Origin of the sequence: Methylibium rhizosphaerae (assembly GCF_006386545.1) — a bacterium.
Lineage (GTDB): Bacteria > Pseudomonadota > Gammaproteobacteria > Burkholderiales > Burkholderiaceae_C > Pseudorivibacter > Pseudorivibacter rhizosphaerae.
Genome location: NZ_SWAR01000016.1, coordinates 19,277 through 36,384, shown reverse-complemented (window position 1 = coordinate 36,384; position 17,108 = coordinate 19,277). Strand labels below are relative to the sequence as shown.

Annotated in this window: 10 protein-coding genes; 4 read left to right on the top strand and 6 right to left on the bottom strand. The window is 69.4% G+C overall.

Annotation, left to right across the window (positions count from 1 at the left end; all coding sequences use genetic code 11):
* Nucleotides 1–33 precede the first annotated feature (33 nt).
* The gene (locus tag E8D38_RS13215) at nt 34–453 is read right to left on the bottom strand and encodes a DUF2147 domain-containing protein (RefSeq protein WP_246099471.1); all 420 of its coding nucleotides are present in this window, start codon (nt 451–453) and stop codon (nt 34–36) included.
* A gap of 148 nt (nt 454–601) precedes the next feature.
* Here E8D38_RS13215 and E8D38_RS13210 point away from each other — a divergent pair, with 148 nt between their 5' ends.
* On the top strand, nt 602–1,276 hold the full coding sequence (locus E8D38_RS13210; RefSeq protein ID WP_140630976.1) for a TetR/AcrR family transcriptional regulator: 675 nt from the start codon (nt 602–604) through the stop codon (nt 1,274–1,276).
* Between the two features lie 81 nt (nt 1,277–1,357).
* On the opposite strand, the gene E8D38_RS13205 is transcribed toward E8D38_RS13210, so the two are convergent.
* On the bottom strand, nt 1,358–1,837 hold the full coding sequence (locus tag E8D38_RS13205) for a hypothetical protein (RefSeq protein ID WP_181179123.1): 480 nt from the start codon (nt 1,835–1,837) through the stop codon (nt 1,358–1,360).
* 88 nt (nt 1,838–1,925) lie between these two features.
* Entirely contained in the window at nt 1,926–4,844 is a 2,919-nt protein-coding gene (locus tag E8D38_RS13200; RefSeq protein ID WP_181179121.1) for a ligand-binding sensor domain-containing diguanylate cyclase, read from the bottom strand.
* 282 nt (nt 4,845–5,126) lie between these two features.
* Here E8D38_RS13200 and E8D38_RS13195 point away from each other — a divergent pair, with 282 nt between their 5' ends.
* A complete protein-coding gene (locus tag E8D38_RS13195; protein ID WP_140630963.1) occupies nt 5,127–5,624 on the top strand; it encodes a hypothetical protein in 498 nt (165 codons plus the stop codon).
* Nucleotides 5,625–5,651: 27 nt separating this feature from the next.
* Nucleotides 5,652–7,661, top strand: a complete 2,010-nt coding sequence (xopF2, locus tag E8D38_RS13190; protein WP_181179119.1) for a type III secretion system effector XopF2 — start codon at nt 5,652–5,654, stop codon at nt 7,659–7,661.
* Between the two features lie 42 nt (nt 7,662–7,703).
* Here the strand turns inward: xopF2 and E8D38_RS13185 are convergent, their stop codons facing one another.
* The gene (locus E8D38_RS13185) at nt 7,704–10,781 is read right to left on the bottom strand and encodes a hypothetical protein (protein ID WP_140630956.1); all 3,078 of its coding nucleotides are present in this window, start codon (nt 10,779–10,781) and stop codon (nt 7,704–7,706) included.
* Nucleotides 10,782–11,778: 997 nt separating this feature from the next.
* Here E8D38_RS13185 and E8D38_RS13180 point away from each other — a divergent pair.
* Nucleotides 11,779–14,049 (top strand): LamG-like jellyroll fold domain-containing protein, encoded by a 2,271-nt coding sequence (locus tag E8D38_RS13180; RefSeq protein ID WP_140630951.1) that lies wholly within the window; start codon nt 11,779–11,781, stop codon nt 14,047–14,049.
* Nucleotides 14,050–14,405: 356 nt separating this feature from the next.
* On the opposite strand, the gene E8D38_RS13175 is transcribed toward E8D38_RS13180, so the two are convergent.
* Both E8D38_RS13175 and xopAK read right to left on the bottom strand, forming a co-directional pair.
* Nucleotides 14,406–15,275 (bottom strand): YopT-type cysteine protease domain-containing protein, encoded by an 870-nt coding sequence (locus E8D38_RS13175; protein WP_181179118.1) that lies wholly within the window; start codon nt 15,273–15,275, stop codon nt 14,406–14,408.
* A 164-nt stretch (nt 15,276–15,439) separates the two neighbouring features.
* Nucleotides 15,440–17,080, bottom strand: a complete 1,641-nt coding sequence (xopAK, locus tag E8D38_RS13170) for a XopAK family type III secretion system effector (RefSeq protein WP_181179116.1) — start codon at nt 17,078–17,080, stop codon at nt 15,440–15,442.
* Nucleotides 17,081–17,108 lie beyond the last annotated feature (28 nt).

The window sequence follows — 17,108 nt, the reverse complement described above, 5'->3', positions numbered from 1 at the left end:
TGCTCCGGGGCGGTTGGGTCATGACGAAAGGCCTCACGACTTGCACGACGGCGCGGCCGGCAAGGCGGCGGTGCGCCTGAGCAGCTCGGTCTGGCCGAGCACCTCGACACCCACGAAGGCGCGGATGTGCAGCTCGTCGGACTTGACCCGGACCACGCCCTTGTATTTCTTCTGGTTGCGCGGGTCGTAGACCCAGCCGTCGCGCCAGGCGTCGTTGTCGAAGCGCTCGAGCTGCGCGATCGCCATGCCGCAGGTGTCCCGGGGCGTGCCGGCATCCTTGTCCCAGACGATGCGGCCGCACAGCGCGGTGGCCCGGTCGGCGCACGGCCTGAACTCGATCACCGCGTCTTTCTCGGCGGTGAGCCACAGGCCCTTGGCGTCGTCGGGCCCGGCGGCCCAGCCCGTGGCGGCGAGCAGGGCCGCCAGCAGCGGGATGCAAGACACAGGTTTCACCGGCACTCCTTTCATTGCCTGCAAGGCATCGGTTTTTCGCAATCAGGTAGTCATCACTAGTTTATAGTCATGACTATCGTTTTGGTCAACGCGACGCCTAGGACAATCCCGGACGCCACGCCGACGCCCCACCCCGACATCCCGCACGATGCCCACCGCCAAGAAGCACCAGCCGTCGCTCGCCGCGAAGAAGCAGCCCGCGCAGCAGCGGGCCACCGAAACCTACGAGCGCATCCTGGAAGTCACGGCCGAGACCCTGGCCGACGTGGGCATCGAGCGCCTGTCGACCAACCTGGTGTGCGAACGCGCCGGCCTCACGCCGCCGGCGCTGTACCGCTACTTCCCCAACAAGTACGCGCTGCTCGCCGAACTGGGGAAGAGGCTGATGCAGCGGCAGAACGAACGCGTGGCGCACTGGATCGGCATCGACACCTTCGAGGGCGGCGTCGAAAGCCTCGAGCAGGCGCTGGAAGGGCTGATCCGCGACACCTACGAGGTGACCGAAAACACCGTGGGCGGCGTATGGATCATGCGGGCGCTGCGGGCCGTGCCGGTGCTGCAGCAGGTTCGCCTGGCCTCGCATGCGGCGGTCACGCAGGAGCAGGCGCAGCTGCTGGCGCGGGCGCTTCCGGGTGCAGACGAGGCCGAACTCAGGCTCGTGAGCCGCATCGTGGTCGACCTGATCTACGCCACGGTGGAGATGCTGTTCGACGAGTCGCTCGACGTGCAGGCGGCCGCGCGCATCGTGGCCGGCATGATGGCCAGCCACCTGGAGCGGGTGGTGCCGAAGAAGTCGGCTGGTCGCAAGGCGGCGCGGCGCTGAGAACCACGTGGTCGGTCGGCAGCGACCGTGTGTCGCACCGACCTGCGGAGGCCGCTCCGGTAGAGCTTCGGGTGTGTCGCGCTACTTCTCGAGCACCCCGAGCTTCGCCGACCCGTTGACCTCGACCTTCTGGCCCACCGGCTGCCCGGACTCGGCCTCCTCGATCCAGACGACCGAATAGTTTTCGCCCAGCTGGCCCCGAACCACGTACCGGGTGTTGGCCTTGGGAGAGAACTCGACGACGCCCTTGACCTGATAGACCGTGCGGGTGAGTGCCTGGATCGGTGCCGCGTAGTGGGTCCTCCCCTTTACCGCCACCTTGAGCGGCTGGTCGGCCACCAGCGGCCGGCTGATGAAGTACGGCGTCATGGCCAAGCCGCGTCCCTTGTTCCTGCGGAACGTCTCATTCAGGCTGTTGTCGACGTCGGCGCCGTTGATCTGCTCCACGACGAAGAAGTCCGCCTTGGAGCTGCCATGGACCTTCGCCGAGTCTTCGAGCACGGCCTGCGGACCGGTGTAGCCCTCGGGTACAGACGGCGCGAACGTGGCGCAACCGGTCATGGACAAGGCGAGGCAAGCAATGGCGGCAAGTCGTATCACGGGTCCTCCTGCAGATGTTGTCGGCCCCGCATGCTACGCGCGCGCCGGCTCACCCCGCAAAGACAACGCGGTTGCGCCCCGCCTGCTTGGCCTCGTACAGGGCTGCGTCCGCACGGGCGATCAGCGCCTCGAAGGTGTCAGTGGCACCGGCCTGGGCCTCCACCGCGCCGGCGCTGCAGGTCACCGGCAGTGGCCCGGCAATGCCGATGTCGAAGGCTTCTTCGGCGACGCAGCGTTGCAGGTGTTCGACACGGCGGCGCCCTTCCTCCTGCGCAAGCGACAGCCCGGGCAGCACGAGCAGGAACTCCTCGCCACCCCAGCGGCCGATCGCGTCGTAGCCGCGCATCGCCTCGCGCAGCCGCAGCACCAGCTGCTGCAGCACCGCGTCGCCTGCAGGATGGCCGCAGGCGTCGTTGATGCGCTTGAAGTGGTCCACGTCCAGCAGCACGAAGGCCACCGGCGCCTCGCCCCGCCGTGCATGCGCCAGCTCGCGGCCGGCGAGTTCCTCGATGGCACGCCGGTTCATCGCGCCGGTGAGGCCGTCGGTGAGCGCGAGCTTGCGCATCTGCTGGTACGAGGCTTCGAGCTCGGCAGTGCGGCGCCCGACCAGCGTCTCGAGCTCGCGCTGGCGCCGCACCAGCAGGCGCACGCGCCAGCGATACACCAGCACGGCGAACGCCACCCCGCCGGTGCCATAGCCGGCCACCGCCCAGGGGTGGCGCCACCATGGCGGCAGGATCTCGAACTGCAAGGTGGCCAACCGGGAGGTCTCGCCCAGGTCGGCGTTTTCGGCCACGGCCTCGAAGCTGTAGCGGCCGGCCGGCAGCGCGGCGAAGCTCACGTCGCCGTGCGCCGTGGTGTGCCATGCGTCGCTCAGGCCCTTGAGGCGGTAGCGCACCTGCTGCGCAGCCCGGTTGGTGTACAGCGGCACGGTCCATGCGATGTCCAGCGCCGCCGGCGACCAGGCGCCCGCCCAGGGCCGGTCGTGCGGCCAGGCCTGTGCGCCGCGGACCACCTGCGTGATGTGCAATTCCAGCGGCACCGGCTCGAACAGCAGCTGCGGCTGCAGCACCTGGCTGGCCCCGCGGCTGGTGCCGATCCAGACGCCGCCCGCCGAGTCTTCGTACAGCGAGCCCTGGTTGCAGTCGCTCCACACGAGGCCGTTGCCTTCGCCGAAGCGGCGCCACTGGCGCCCGTTCCACACCAGCACGCCATCGTCGGTGCTCACCCAGAGCCAGCCCCGGCTGTCGCCCAGCAGGGCCATCACCGAGCGCTGCCCCAGGCGCTCGATCGGCAGCGGCTCGGCCGACCAGCGGCTGCCGGCGCGACGCAGCCGCCATACACGGTTGTCCTTGGAGCCGACCCATAACGTGCGGTCGAGCGCGCAGCCGAGCTTTTCGACCACCAGGTCTTTCGGCAAGCCGGCCACCGCAGGCCGGGTGAGGCCCGCCACCGCGTCGTGCATCAGCAGGCCCGCGGAAGTGCCGAACCAGGCCGGCCCGCCGGGTGACCTGCAGGCCGCATATACCGACATCTGCTGCGCCTGCCGGCGATCCATGCCGGGCGGCAGCATCAGCTCGTGCGACATGCCGCGCCCAGCCGGCTTCATGAGGTGGAGGCCGCCATTGTCGGCACCGAGCCACAGCCTGCCGCCCTCCTCGGGCAGCAGTGCCATCACGAACGGCAGGCCGGCGGCCACGCGCTGCCAGGCCTCGCCGGCACGCCGCCGGAACAGCTCGCCCGAGTAGGTGCCCATCCACAGGTGACCCGACGCATCGCGCACCAGCGCGCCCGCCGGGTCCTGCGTGCCGCTCTCGCCGCCCAGCCGGGCCGCATCGGCTCCAGCATGCTCCACCAGCGCCGCGCCCCGGCCGGTGCCCATCCAGAGGCGGCCGGGTGCCTCCTCGGCGAAGGCCCACACGTCGTCGCTGCGCAGCCCCTGGCGCTGCGTCCAGTGGCGCGAGTGCCGGTAGCCACGCCAGTGCGCGAGGCCGTGGCCAGCGGTGCCCAGCCACACGTCCTGCTGCCGGTCCACCAGGATGGCGTGCACGCCGCCACCCACGGTGAGGCCCTCGGCCGCGGCGAAGTGGCTCCAGCGGCCCGCCTGCCACCGCAGCAGGCCGGTGTCGCTGTGGGTCATGACCCGGCCATCGCCGTCCTCGACGAGCGGCTGCTGCAGGTGCACCGTGCCCTGGCTGAGGCCGGGCGGGGTGACGTCCTTGAATGCAGCGTCGGCCTGCGCGCCACTGCGCAGCACCAGGGTCCGGCTGCGCACCCACAGCGCACCGTCACGCGCGCGCAGCAGGCCGGCCCACTGCGCCCGGCGCACGCCCTCGCGTTCGCCCCAGCGCCGCAGCTCGCCGGCGTGCCAGCGGCACAGCGCCGGGCCGCAGCCCAGCCACCAGGCGCCGTCGGCCTCCACCATCACCGCATGCACCGCAGCGAGCTCCGGCTCCTCGCGCCACGCCTGCGCCGGCAAGGCGGGGCTGGCCAGCCAGCCGCCGCTGCCGGCATCGCGCCGCACGGCGTACAGACCCTCTTCGGCGGCCACCAGCGCGCCGCCGTCGGCGGTGGCCGCGAGGGTCTGGCCCTGCTTGGAGACGAGGCTGCGCCCGGCCCCGCCCACCGGCTCGAACCGGTCTTCGTGCCAATGGAACAGGCCCTCGCTGGTGCCGACCCACAGGCCGTGGCGGCCGTCGCTCGCCAGCGCGTTGATCTGCCGGCTCGGCATGGCGGTCTCGACCTTGTCGACCCGCTCGATGCGTGCACCGTCGTGCCGGTACAGGCCGTTTTCGGTGCCGATCCACAACCGCCCGTCGGGCGACTGCACGAGCGCAGTGACGACGAGGTTGCCCAGGCCTTCGGGCTGGGCGTGGTAGTGCAGCGCCAGGCCCTGGGCGGCCCCCCCTTGCACCAGGCCACACCAGGCGAAAAGGCCCGCTGCAGCCCTTTGGACGAATCGGCGCATGGTCCGTGGTGACGACATCAGAAACGGCATGGGTACAAGGCATGCGGCCTCACGCCGCCCAGCCTTCAGCATAGGAGCCCGGCATCGCAGGCATGCATGAAACAGCGGGGAATTCCTGCGGTGTTCAACGCATCGGCGCGCGTCCTGGGCAGGAAGTCACGCTCCGTCCTCGCCTCGGCGAGCCACTTCGCCCTTTCGTCCATGGCTGCGCATCGGCCCGCGCCGCGCACCGGCATGGGGCTACCGTCCGCAGCATTCAGCAAGACCGATCGAGCACCACCGATGATGTCCATCCCCACCGGCGGCGCGCGCGCGCGCCCCGCCACGCCCCCCCGCAGCCCGCGCGCGGGGATGACGCCTGCGCAGGCCGACTTCATGTCGCAGCTGGCGTTGCAGCTCGGCATGGGGCCTGACGACGGCCCCTCGCTGGTGGCGCCCCGCCTGTTCACCGGGCCGGCCGGCCTGGCCTGCCGCGTGCACCTGCAGGAAGGCGAACCCGCCGTGCGGCCGGAGGCGCTTTTGCCCATGGCCGCGCAGGAACTCGCCGGCAACGAAGTGCAGCGGCTGCTCTCGGTGCAGTCGCTCGTGCTCAGCGAACTGGGCTGGTACCTCACCACGTCGCCCGAAGGGCTGCTGCAGCTGAACTCGCTCTCGTGGTTCAACGACCCCGTCGACGCCGCCACCGCGCTGGACCTCGCCAACGGCGTGGGCCTCGCCGTCATCCACGCACTGATGCTCGACGACCCCCGGCTCGGCCAGTCGCGCGGCCTGAGCAACTGACAACACGTCGAGCACACCGAGATGAGCATGGTTTCCCGCACTTCCCCACTGGCTCCCACGCCTCAGCCGCCCGTGTCCGAGCCGCAGCGGCCGCAGGCGCCCCAGTCCGGCGCAGCGCTCGTGCATGACCTGATGGGCCGCAATCCCCGGACCCAGTCGTTCTCGGCCGCCGAGACGGCCGAGCGGATCAGGCTGACTTCGACGCTGCTGTCGGACGAGCAGCGCAACGCACGTTCGGACCGCTTCGAGGTGGGTTCGTCCTCCGGCGCCGTGGCAGCCCGGCTGCAGCCTTTCGAGATCGCGATCGACGTGGCGCGGCTCGAGGCCGCGACGGCTCCCTCCGGCCCTGTGCAGCAAGGCCCGGCCGAGCGCATCCGCGCCGCGCTGGACTCCATCGAATTCAAGGCACCGGCCGGCCCCGAGCGCGAAGCCCAACAGGCGCTCGAGGCCCGGTACGTCGACTGGGCCGCCGGCGTGCTGCAGGCACGCGAACGCGCTTTCGGCAACGGGCGCTACTCCATCGACAGCGACCGCAAGGTCTCCATCGGCGAGGCCGTGCTGCCTGCCCTTTACGACGGCGTACGGCAGTTCCTCTCGTCGTCATCGCGCTCGCCGGTGGCCGGGGCCCTGGCCACCGCCGTGGGCCCGCGCTTCAGCGGCAGCGACTCTTCGGGCCAGCGCATCAACCAGGGCGAACTGAACAACACCTACGACCCCGCCGTGCTGGGCGGTGCCGTCGGGGGTGTCACGGCATTGGCCACCGACTCCACGCTGCTGAGCGCCATGGACCGGCGCGCCCGGCTGGCGAACTTTCCGCAGCTGGCACCGGTCGACCTGAAGGCGCTCGTACCCGACCCGGCGCCCGTGCAGCTGCGCGTGGTCGAGGGCAGGAAGGAATACTGGACACCGCTGGCAGACAACACGAATCCGGCGGCCTCGCCGGACCTGCCAACCCTGGGCAACCTGCAGGAAGCGGCCGAGCAGAAACGCCAGCGCCTCGCCCTCCTGCAAAGCGCGCTGCAGGGGCAAGGCTGGGGCCTGCTGGCGCAGCCGATGGTCACCGGAGCGGCCAACGTGCTGCGCCGCTATGCCATGCCTGCGAAGTCACTGCTGCAGCCCGGGCCCGTGATGGCCGGCTCGGTGCTGGCGTCGGGTGCCGCAGGCGGTGCCACGCGGGTCACCCTCGGGCTGCTCAAGGCACCGGCCTTTGCCGACGTGGACAACCTCGTCGGCGGCCGGCAGCGTGTGAACCTTTTCGAAACCCGCCTGCCGCAGCCCGACGCGCCGGCCGCGACCTGGTCGGACGCGCGCAACCTGCCGCGCCATGCCGCCGAGGTGGCACGCGAAACCGGCTCGCTGATGAAGCACTACCTGGCGGGGCCCTGGCGCGGCGCCGGCGGCCCGATTCCGTCAGGCTCAGCCGTGCTGGCGCGCGTCGGGGACCTCGCGCACGCCGTGGTGGCCAACACGTTCGCGGCGGTGTTCTCCACCGCGACCGGGCCCTTGATCGGGCAGATCCTGCGCGATGGCGCCGCCTCTGCACGACCCGGCGAAAGCACGCAATCGCCGGCCTATCTGCTGCAGCAGTTCTCGCAGAGCGCCACCAACGACTTCGTCTGGCAGGCCGCGAGGTCGGCGTTCAAGGGCAGCGCATTCAATCTCGCCGGCTCGCTGGACCGCTGGCGAGATACGCGCGAGATCAAGCTGCGGCAGACCGCACTGCAGGCGCAGGGCGACCTGCCTCACCTTGCCGAGAAGCTGCTCGCCACGCTCCAGGGTCGTCCCGACTCGACGCTGCAACGCTCCCTGCACGAATTGCAGGCGCTGAGAGGCGACACGGTGGACACCACGAAGTTGCAGCGCGCGCTGGCCGAGCTGAAGCGTCATGCCGAGGCTGCAAGCGACACCCCGGCGGAGGCAGGCACACTCATGCGGCGCATCGAGACGGCGCTGCAGAACATGGAGCAGCGCGAGGCGAGCATGCGCTGGCGCATGCCTGCACACGAGCGTGGCACGGGCGGCCAGACCTCGAGCTGAAGCCGTCGCCGCCGGACAAGGACGTCCCGGCGCACCAGACCGTCATGTCGAGCGCTTCACCGTCCCTTGCGTGGGCGGTGCATCCGCGGGACTCGTCGGCTCCTGCGGCGAAGCCGGCCGCCAGGTCGTGGCGGGCGCAGAGGCAGGCCAGTTCCACGCGTCGAGATGGCGGGAAAGCTCGGTCATCGCACTGGCCGGATGCGTGTCTGCAGGATTCGTCGCAGGTGCCGCCGGCTGCTCGACGCGTGCACGCCGCGCCCGGGGCTCCTGAATGCGCAGCCCGCCTTGCTTGCGCTTGCCCGGCACCACCGACGACGTGGAGGGCGCCGAAGACGAGGACTGCGGGTCCGCACGCCGCGGCGCGCGGGCGGCGGCGTCGTCGCCCGACGAGTCGCTGTCGGTGTTGTAGTTCACGCTGATCTTGCCGGCTCTCGTGAGCGTGGCGTAGGTGCCGATCGCCTGGCCGATATTGCGCTCCACGATCTCGTTGGCGTCGTAGAAGGCCTGGCCCGCCCGCGACAGCCAGGCCGGCCCACGGCGGACCGAGCCCGGCAGACCCAGGTCTTCGGCACACACGGTGCACGGGCGCATCGTGCCGGCCAGCGACTTCAGCTTCAGCGCTTCGCCGGTGGCCTCCTGGAACGCGTCCTTGATGCGCCGCTCGGCATGCAGGTCGATGGCCTTGCCGTGCTGGTACACGGCCTCGGTGGGCACCCGAAAGCGCTTCTCCGCCATGGCCTTGAGCACCGGCGCCATCGCGCCGCCCGCCTCCGGCTCGGCCAGCTTGCGCGCCAGCTTCGACTGGTGCCGGCCTTCGCGGCTGGCACCCGCATCGACGCTCTGGGCAAGCGTGTCCGCCAGCCTACCGGAGGCGAGAAAGACCTTGATCTTGCGGTTCATGCTGTCGCTGTTCGAGGACACCCAGACGTCCTGCCGCTTCGCATCGAAATGGCACTGCACCTCGGTGGCCTTGAATTCCGTCTTGAGCACTGTCGACAGCCAGCGCAAGGCCTGCTTCGCGCGGTCGTGCCTGAACGAGCGCGGCGGCATCACCAGCTCGGGGCTGTCCGCGTAGATGGCGCGCAGGCCCTTTTTCGTGGTGCTCTGCACACCCGCGCCGTCGTCCGTCTTGTTGACGATGAACAGCTTCGCGCCGTAGCCGGCGAAGCCCGGCACCAGCACCCGGCGCATGCCTGACGGCACCGCGGGCTGCAGCTGCGCGAGCAGGGCCGAAAGCTCGTGCTTGTGGCGCTGGAGCTGCAGGTGGGGCAGCTGCGCTTCGATCTCGGCACGGCCGCGCACTTGCCCGCCCGGCCCGACGAGCAGCTCCAGGCGCTCGGCCAGTTCGGCCGAGTCCGACATCCGCTGCGCAGCCTCGCGCACCGAAAGACCCGGCTCGGCCCGCATCGCATTCGCGGCGGCCGCCAACGGGTACAGATCTTCCTTCAGCGCGCGCATGAACCGCTCGCCGGGCGTGGGCGGGCGCGGCAGGTGGCTTGCCCTTTCCACCTGACCCAGGGTCTGCAGTGCGGTGCGGATGGCCTGCCAATGGGTGTCATAGCCGGGAAGGTGCCGCAGGCGGTGATCGCTGACGGTCAAGGCGCCGGTGCGCGCGTCGATGGTGCGGTCCAACACGCGGCGGTTGCCGCGGGTGAGCCGCGCCAGGCTGGCGGTGCTGGTTGCGCTCGGGTGGTCGATCTGCGCCTGCAGCACCGCGGCCACCAGGTCCGCGGAAAGCGGCTGGGGCAACTGCTCGGCCTGGTCTTCATGGCCCAGCGCCGAGAGGTGCTGGTGGAAGGCGTCTCGCTCCTCGAAGAAGCCCGGCACTTCCGACAGGGCGTCCAGCGATCGCCTCAGCCTGCCGTCATGCGCGAACCAGGACCGAAGCGTTGGCCCGTCCAAGCCGGCTACGTGGTCCGCACCTTCGAGCAGGTTGCGCTTGCCGGCCGCCTTGTTGGCCGCCATCACCTCCAGCGCGCTCGTGAGTTGACTGCTCCGTGGGCGCCGGGGCACACGAGCGCCGGCCGGCGCCGCGACCGGCTCCGTGGGGGCCGGCAAGGCGCTCGGGCCGGCCGCGGCTTTCGCGGCCAGCGCTTTGCCGCGCCGGATCCGGCCGATCATGTCCTTGATCGTCATGGCCTCGTCCATGGGGCCCGGCCCCACATGGCGCAGGGTGGGCGCTTCGCCGGCCGTGGCGCGTCGAAGCAAGGTGGTGGGCTTGTCGCTGCCCTCCAGCGGAAGCACATGTCGCGTGATGCCATGTTCCGCGTTCACGACCGTGCCGCCATGCTTGTCGCACAACGCGTCCAGGTGGCGCAGGAACGCAATGATCTCGGCGCGGCTTTCATGCCGTGAGTGCATGCGCCGCTCGTAGGCCTGGAACTGCGGTTGGAGGGGGACGCCGAGATGCACCCACTGGCTGCGCAGGTGCTTGGTGTAGGTGGTCTCCCCCGTGCGCCGGGCCTGCTGACCCCACCTGCCGCCGCCGCGACGTCTCTGGAACTTCGCCATCTCGTCGAGCACGTGGTCTTCTGCTTCGATGGAAGGCAGCAGGCGCAGGTCTGTCAAGTCGCCGCCGGGGTCGCGGTGCACCAGGAGCCGGATGTCGCGATCAACCCCCGGCAGACGCAGCAGGCCCCGGTCGATACCGGCCACGTCGGTCGGCTCCGATGCGCGCTGCTGCAGAAGCTGGACGAAGTCCGCCCCGGTGAACTTTTGCTTGCCCCGCAACGTCTCCACATATGCCTGGTGCAGAGGGGCCAGTTGCTTCTTGCGTAGGCTCCACACGTGCTGTTGCGGCGTTCGCTTCGACGCCTCGTTGCGCGCAGCGGCAGACGAGCCGCCGACCCTCTTGCGCTTTGCAAGGCCCGCAAGCACTCCGGCCCGGCTTGCCGCACGCCTTTGTGCCTCGCGCTGCATCGCGCTGGCCGCCTTGCGCACATCGGCCTGCGCGTCACTGCCGGCGATGCGCAGGTCGGCCAAGACACCATCGTCATCGTCGCACCGCAACACCTGCACCGGTTTCGCAGTGCCCGGGATCTTGACCGCATGGCGCTGAATGCCCGGCACGCCGGTGGGCAGCGCCGGCGCCTCGGCCTGGGTCGTGAGGAGGTGCACCATGCGAAGAAACTGGTATCCCTCGATGGGCTTCCTGTCCTTGTCTGCTGCGCGGATGTACGCCTGCCGCAGGGGCTCGAACTCCGCCTGGCGCGACTCGCTCCTCGACCACATCCTCCACAGACGGGCTACGTTGACGCGCACAGGCCCCTGAAGACCGGCCGCATCCGCCTCGGCAGACGATCCACCGGGAGGCTGCGTGGCCAGAGGTCGCGAGGAGGCCGCGGGGCCGCCGGAAGGCAGGATCGCGTTCCTAGGGCGTGCCGACGTGGCGCCCGCCGGGTCGCGCGGCGCACGGGCGTGCAATGGCAGTGCCGGTGCCGGGCCCGCGCTGTCCGTCGTGCTTGGCGCGGGCACGGCGCTCGCTTCCGTCGGTGCCCGCGACGACGAACCGTGCACAGGAGGCAGCGGCGGGAGGTGGTGTCCGTGAGTCTTCATGTGCTTCCGTTGCGGTTTCGAGCGGCCGGCTCTCGGCCGCTCCCGGGCGCCTGGTGCTCGTCGCTTTCGCCGTCAGTCTTTCGGCCACTTGCCTTTTCGCGCTGGCTGTCCACGGCCCGGGACGCAAGACCGTCGTGCGCCGGCTCCGATGTCGACCGAGAGGGCGAACCGCGTCGCGAGGACGCCGTTTCGGCGACGGAGGTCGGCACATAGGTCGAACTGTCGCCATGGCTGCGCCCGATTCCGTGCCGTCCTGTCATCGTTCGTCACCCCTGATGTTTGCGGCCGGCGCCCCTGGAATGGGCGCCACATGGCCGGCGAGTCTGTCGCGAGGCAGGATGGTCGGTGGCCGGGGCGTGCGAATGGCGGTCGAGGCAGGCGAAGCAGCACTGGCCGTCGGCATGCGCTTGTCTGTGCGAGTGTTCGCTGCTGCAACGGCTCGCTGGCTGGTAATGGTTTGCAAATTCGGCACATCGTGATGTGCTGGTCAGGTTTCGGTGAAGACCTCCCTCGCGCGCCGGACTATGGTGCTCGCGGTCAACAGGACCATTGAGGAGTGAGCATGTCCAAGAAGTTCGAGGAGTCCGCAGAGTTCGAGGAACTGCCGGATCCTGTACGCCGCGCATTGACCCGGGGCCTCGGCCTTTTCCCGATGCTGCCGCTGCTGCCGGGATGCGGCGCGGGCTCGGACGAGTCCGACCAGCCCGACCAGCCCGGCCAGCCCGAACCGTCCGAGGACAAGGCACAGGCAAACCGGCTCGCCGGCGCCTCGGCGACCGGCGTGTTCCGCCACCCCGGGCTGCTGGTCACCGAAGACGACTTCACCCGCATCCGCGCGCATATCAAGGCAGGCAAGGAGCCGTGGACGACCTGGTGGAACACGCTGTGCGCCGATCGCTTCTCCAGCCTGGACGCCCGGCCCTTCCCGCTGCCGGCCGTCTACCGCCTCGACAACAGCAAGCACGCGATGTACGTGGACATCCGGCGCGCCTGGTACCTGACGCTGCGCTGGAAGCTGTCCGACCCGCAGGACAACCGCTATGCCGACAAGGCGGTGGAGTTCCTGGACGCCTGGGCCAACACGCTGAAGGAGGTCGGAACGGTGCCTCCCGGATCGACCGCCTCTGACGACCACACTTTCATCATCATGGCCGGCATACAAGGCCACCAGTGGGCGCAGATCGGCGAGATCCTGCGCACCTACAAGGGCTGGGCGCCGCAGAGCCTGAAGCGCTTCCAGCAGATGCTGCTCACCGTCTTCGCCCCGATCTCGTCGGCGATGCTCAGCAAGGCCCCCATCGGATCGCATGCCAACTGGGACATGGCCTCGCTGTGCGGCGCGCTGTCCATCGGCGTGTTCTGCGACAAGCCTGATCTGTACCGGCAGGCCTGCGACTACTTCGCCGGCAACAACCGCGGCCAGCTCATGAGCTTCGGCAACGCCTCCCTCGTGCACGGCGTGTACTTCATGCACCCGGGCCACCTGGGGCAGTGGGAGGAAAGCGGCCGTGACCAGGGCCACTCGACGCTGGGCATATCGCTCGGCGGCAGCTTGATGGAGATGGCCTGGAACCAGGGCGACGACCTCTACGGCCTGCACAACAACCGCTTCCTGGCGGCGGCCGAGTACGTGGCGCGCTCCAACCTGCTCGACGAGAACGGCAAGACCTACCCGATGCCGTACGTGCCCGAACACAATCCGACGGCGCCCCACACGGAGTTGTGGACGCAGGTGAACCAGGGGTTCCAGCACCGCCGCAACGCCTGGGAGCCGATCTACAACCACTACGTCAACCGCATGGGGCTCGCCGCGCCCAACGTGGCACGCATGGTGGCGTGGTGCGAGCCCAACTACGGGGGCAACAGCGACGATGTGCCGTACCCGACGCTCATCCACCGCCGGCCCGCCTATGCCGGGCCGATGAAGCCGCCCTCGGGACTCACCGGCCACCTGCACGGCGGCCGCGTCCTGCTGTCGTGGTGGGGCAGCGTGGGGGCAACGGCGTATGCGGTCAGGCGCAGCTCGCGGGCCAACGGCTCCTTCATGCACCTGGCCACGGTGTCGGCCACCGAACTGCTCACCTTCACCGACACGCCGCCCGACGGCGTGTGGTTCTACCAGGTCACGGCGCAGGGCCCCGGCGCCCCGAGGGCCGGCTCCAACGTGGTTCGCGTCGCCGCTCCCGGCGAGACCTGGTTCTCGCTGCCGCTGAACGACCCGAGCAGCACCGGCACGGTCGGCGCGCTGCGGACTGCCACGGGCACCTTTGCCGCGGTAGAGGGCAAGCTGCTGGGCGGTGCCACCTGGGGGGAGGGGCGCCGCAACGACAAGGCCATCGTCTTCGACGGCAGGGAGTCGGGTTTGCAGTTGCCCTCGGGCGTGTTCAGGGACCTGGACGACTTCACCGTCTCGATGTGGGCCTTTTCGAATCCGCCGGTGCCCTGGAACACCTGCCTGCTCTTCGCCGGGAACGATGCCTACTCCTTCATGCGCATCACGCCGAAGGCGGGCCGCGGAATGCGCTTCGGGATCTGTGGCGCCACCTCCCCCAACGACGAGAACCCGCAGGTCCTCGAAGCCCCCTGGTTCATGCCCATCCGCCGCTGGGTCCACGTGGCGGTCACGCTGCGAGGCAACATCGGGCGGCTGTATGTCGACGGCACCGAAGTGGTCAAGTCCGAGCACATGCGGCTGTCGCCGCGCCATGTGGGTGATCAGGTGACCTTCCTCGGGCGAGGCTGGGGGCTTCCGTCGTTCAACGGCCGCATCCAGGACTTCCGCGTCTACTCGGGCGCACTGAGCGCCGCGGAGATCGCGGCCCTGGCGCGGTGAGGGGTTGATCCGGCAGCCCGAACCTGGCTTCGAGCAAGAGCGGGCCGCAGATCTGCGGCCCAGACGGTCCCATGGGAGGCAGCACCGCGTTTCTCGGGCGTGCCGAGGTGGCGCCCGCCGGGTCGCGCAGCGCACGGGGACGGGCCTGCGACGACGAGCCCCGCACAGGAGGCCGTGGAGGAAGGCCTTTTCCGTGCGTCTTCATGTACTTCCGTTGCGGTTGCGGCGCGGCCTGCAATGCGAGGCCGCGTCGCGAAATGCGAAGCGGCGCCTGACGCCTTCGCCGTGGGCGGGGCCAGGTCTTACCGTCGATGCTGCGGTGTGCAGGAAGAGTACGCGGAAAGAGCGCCGACGCCTTACCTGCCCTCGACGAAGTGAGCCAAAGGCGTGGAGAGAATGTCGGGCCCCACATCGACGTGGAGGATGCCGTAGCCGTCAATGGGCCTGTTCTTCGTGTGCGAGAAACCGCGCAGGAAGCTTTCGAACTCGCCTTTCGGCACCTTGAACTCGCCGCAGTCGGCATCAAAAACGCTGATGACTCCCGCACCGCTTTGATGATGGACGGCAACCACATGTCGGTCGACCCGCCCATAGTTCTGGCTCGGTGTGATTGTCAGCAACGCATATCCATTCACTTGGCCCGCCACCGCTCGCGCCGTTGCCTTGGCATCCAGGAGGCGGCTGCTGGACGCATGCACCTGCATGCCCCAGTTCTCTGAAGCCTGCCGCAGCGCCGTGGCGTCCACCGACCGGGCCGACCCACTCGACTGGCGAGCCACCGCTGCCGCATCCACATAGCGCTGCTGACAAGCGTCAGCGTGCTTCAAGGAATCGTACGAGCCGACGACGTTCACCCGGTCCACTGCGGACGTCTGGGGACTCGCGTGATGCAGCCGGACCCAGAGCGCCGAGAAACCCACGCAACTGCCCTCATAACCCTCGGCCGAGCCATAGTGAGCTCTGGCCGCAAGATCCTGACCAAACCTGGCAACCGCAAACGGTGCCATTTGCGAAGGAAGCTCGACCCATGTGGGCGCGTCATGATTGTCAGCCGACGGCAATGCCCCAGGCTTCGCGGTGCGCCCGTCGATCGACGCGGTAATCAAAGTGTGCGAGCGAGTTGGCAACCCGAGCGAGCGAGGCCCGACGTCGCTGGTGCGTGCGTACGTGCCCTGACTGCCATCAGGCGAGCGCATCCCGGTCAGTTCGCCGCCGCCCCACGACATACCTGGCCGCGCAGTGGCGTTGCTGCTTGATGTGGGGCCCGATGCCGGCGTCGGTGAGTGATAACGCGAGACGCTTCCGCTGCTCCCGCCAAAACAGATATTGCCCATAGCTTATTGATGCGTGATTAGTAATTGAAGCTGTGACCGCACAGAGAGAGCAGCAGTCAATCATGTTCGTACAACTGATTCCGGCTGAAATAGACCCTGTTCTTCGTCATCAGCACGTCCACGTAGGACTCTTCTCCCGCTTCTTCTATCGAATTGACGTGCAGCCTGGCGCCACGGATGTTGAATTCGTTGCGCAGGCCGAGGAGTTCCCATTCGTCGTCGAGAGTGTCGTAGTCCGGATCCGGCGATGACATGCCGCCAACGACGTGGATCGAAACGCCCCGGGCGCCCGCCTCTTGCATCTCGTCGCGCAGCCGTTGCAGGGCGGCGCGCGGGGGGATCCTGCCGCCGTGAGGATCGACGCCCGAGTGGTGCAGGAGGCCGAGGATCGTTTGACCTTCGTCGTTCACTCCGCGCGCGCACATCGCGAAGCAGGTTGCGACGCCCAGCGTTCCAATGGAGTCATATTCACCAGCCGCGGTATTGACCACCAGGCATTCGTCCATGTCGACGTCCCTCGTCGACATGACCGGCGGCACGACGGCGCGGCGGCCCGCTACGCTGGCAATACTGGGCGACGTGAACAGATCCTGGTGCATCAACTCCATCGCTTCGATTCCGCGGCCCAGGTTCATGCTGCTCATGGCGGGTCCGACCGGCTGCAGCCCGAAGGCGGGTGGCGCCCACAACTGCTGCGGCGGCAGCGTGCTTGAAGACGGCCCCGCTTGGAAGGGCCCAGCGCCCATGGCGTGAGACGACATGCCAGCATCGTGGTGCGCCATCTGTGCCGCATCCGCCGCGTCCCAGTGGGCGAAGGCGCTTTCCCACGGAGAAGGTGCCAAAGGCTGCCAATGCGGAGCGGGCGGCATTCCCATCGGCCCGGCCCACGGGGCGTAAGCGAGTTCCGCGCCGTGTTCCCGTCCGAAGGAGTGCGCCAGGAGTTCGCAGTCGCTGCGGGTGCCGGGCGAAGTCGGAATCGACAGCGACCGGAATTCCGCAGGATCGAGGTTGGTCTCGCGATCGGCATCTGAAAGCCGGACCTGGACGCGCTCGGGCGACTGCGGTGCACTGTCCATCCGGTGAAGGGTGCCGGACGTGCGCCCTGAAGACACACGCGACACAGGCGGCGGACGCAGGGAGGCGTCAGTGCTGTGGTGCGAAGAGGAGGCGCCGGCGTTGCGGCTGTACGAATCCTTGCGGCGGCTGCTTCCGAAACCGAACGCCTTCTTGAGGCTCTTCGTGAAGCCCGACATGAAGCCGCCCTTGCGCCGCGGGGCGGCTTCGTGGCGGGTGGTGTACGAGGCGTAGGCGCTGCTGTGGCGGGTCGGCTGCGGGGCGGCGTACGGCTCGGGGCTGTCGGGCGGGGACTCGGGCACGTAGGGCATGCGCGCGCTGTGGAAGCTGTCGCGGCCCACCAGTGCTGCCGCCGCCGAGGGCGGCAGCCGCATCGAACCGCCGATGCCGGGCGCCGCGCCGCGCGGCGCGAGGGTCGCCCCGGCATCGCTGGCGCGGTGCCGCTCGGGGCGGCCCAACCGCAGGTCTGCAAACTGCCCAGCCAGATCGTCGGCCCCGGCGGCTGGAGGAACGTGAGGCGCCTGCGTGGTGGACGCAGGCTGCGGAATCCCGGCGGCTTCGCGTGCCTGCCAGTAGCTGTCGGCGTCGTAGTACTGCCACGAGTTGTTCCCTGGAAATCCCATTGCGTTGTCTCTCTTTGTTGAAGGTTCA

Excerpts from the sequence above, each read along its gene's own strand:
- E8D38_RS13210 (WP_140630976.1), top strand. The coding sequence starts at position 602 with ATGCCCACCGCCAAGAAGCACCAGCCGTCGCTCGCCGCGAAGAAGCAG.
- E8D38_RS13205 (WP_181179123.1), bottom strand. The coding sequence starts at position 1,837 with ATGACCGGTTGCGCCACGTTCGCGCCGTCTGTACCCGAGGGCTACACC.
- E8D38_RS13200 (WP_181179121.1), bottom strand. The coding sequence starts at position 4,844 with ATGCGCCGATTCGTCCAAAGGGCTGCAGCGGGCCTTTTCGCCTGGTGT.
- E8D38_RS13195 (WP_140630963.1), top strand. The coding sequence starts at position 5,127 with ATGATGTCCATCCCCACCGGCGGCGCGCGCGCGCGCCCCGCCACGCCC.
- xopF2 (WP_181179119.1), top strand. The coding sequence starts at position 5,652 with ATGGTTTCCCGCACTTCCCCACTGGCTCCCACGCCTCAGCCGCCCGTG.
- E8D38_RS13185 (WP_140630956.1), bottom strand. The coding sequence starts at position 10,781 with ATGGTGCACCTCCTCACGACCCAGGCCGAGGCGCCGGCGCTGCCCACC.
- E8D38_RS13180 (WP_140630951.1), top strand. The coding sequence starts at position 11,779 with ATGTCCAAGAAGTTCGAGGAGTCCGCAGAGTTCGAGGAACTGCCGGAT.
- E8D38_RS13175 (WP_181179118.1), bottom strand. The coding sequence starts at position 15,275 with ATGTCGTGGGGCGGCGGCGAACTGACCGGGATGCGCTCGCCTGATGGC.
- xopAK (WP_181179116.1), bottom strand. The coding sequence starts at position 17,080 with ATGGGATTTCCAGGGAACAACTCGTGGCAGTACTACGACGCCGACAGC.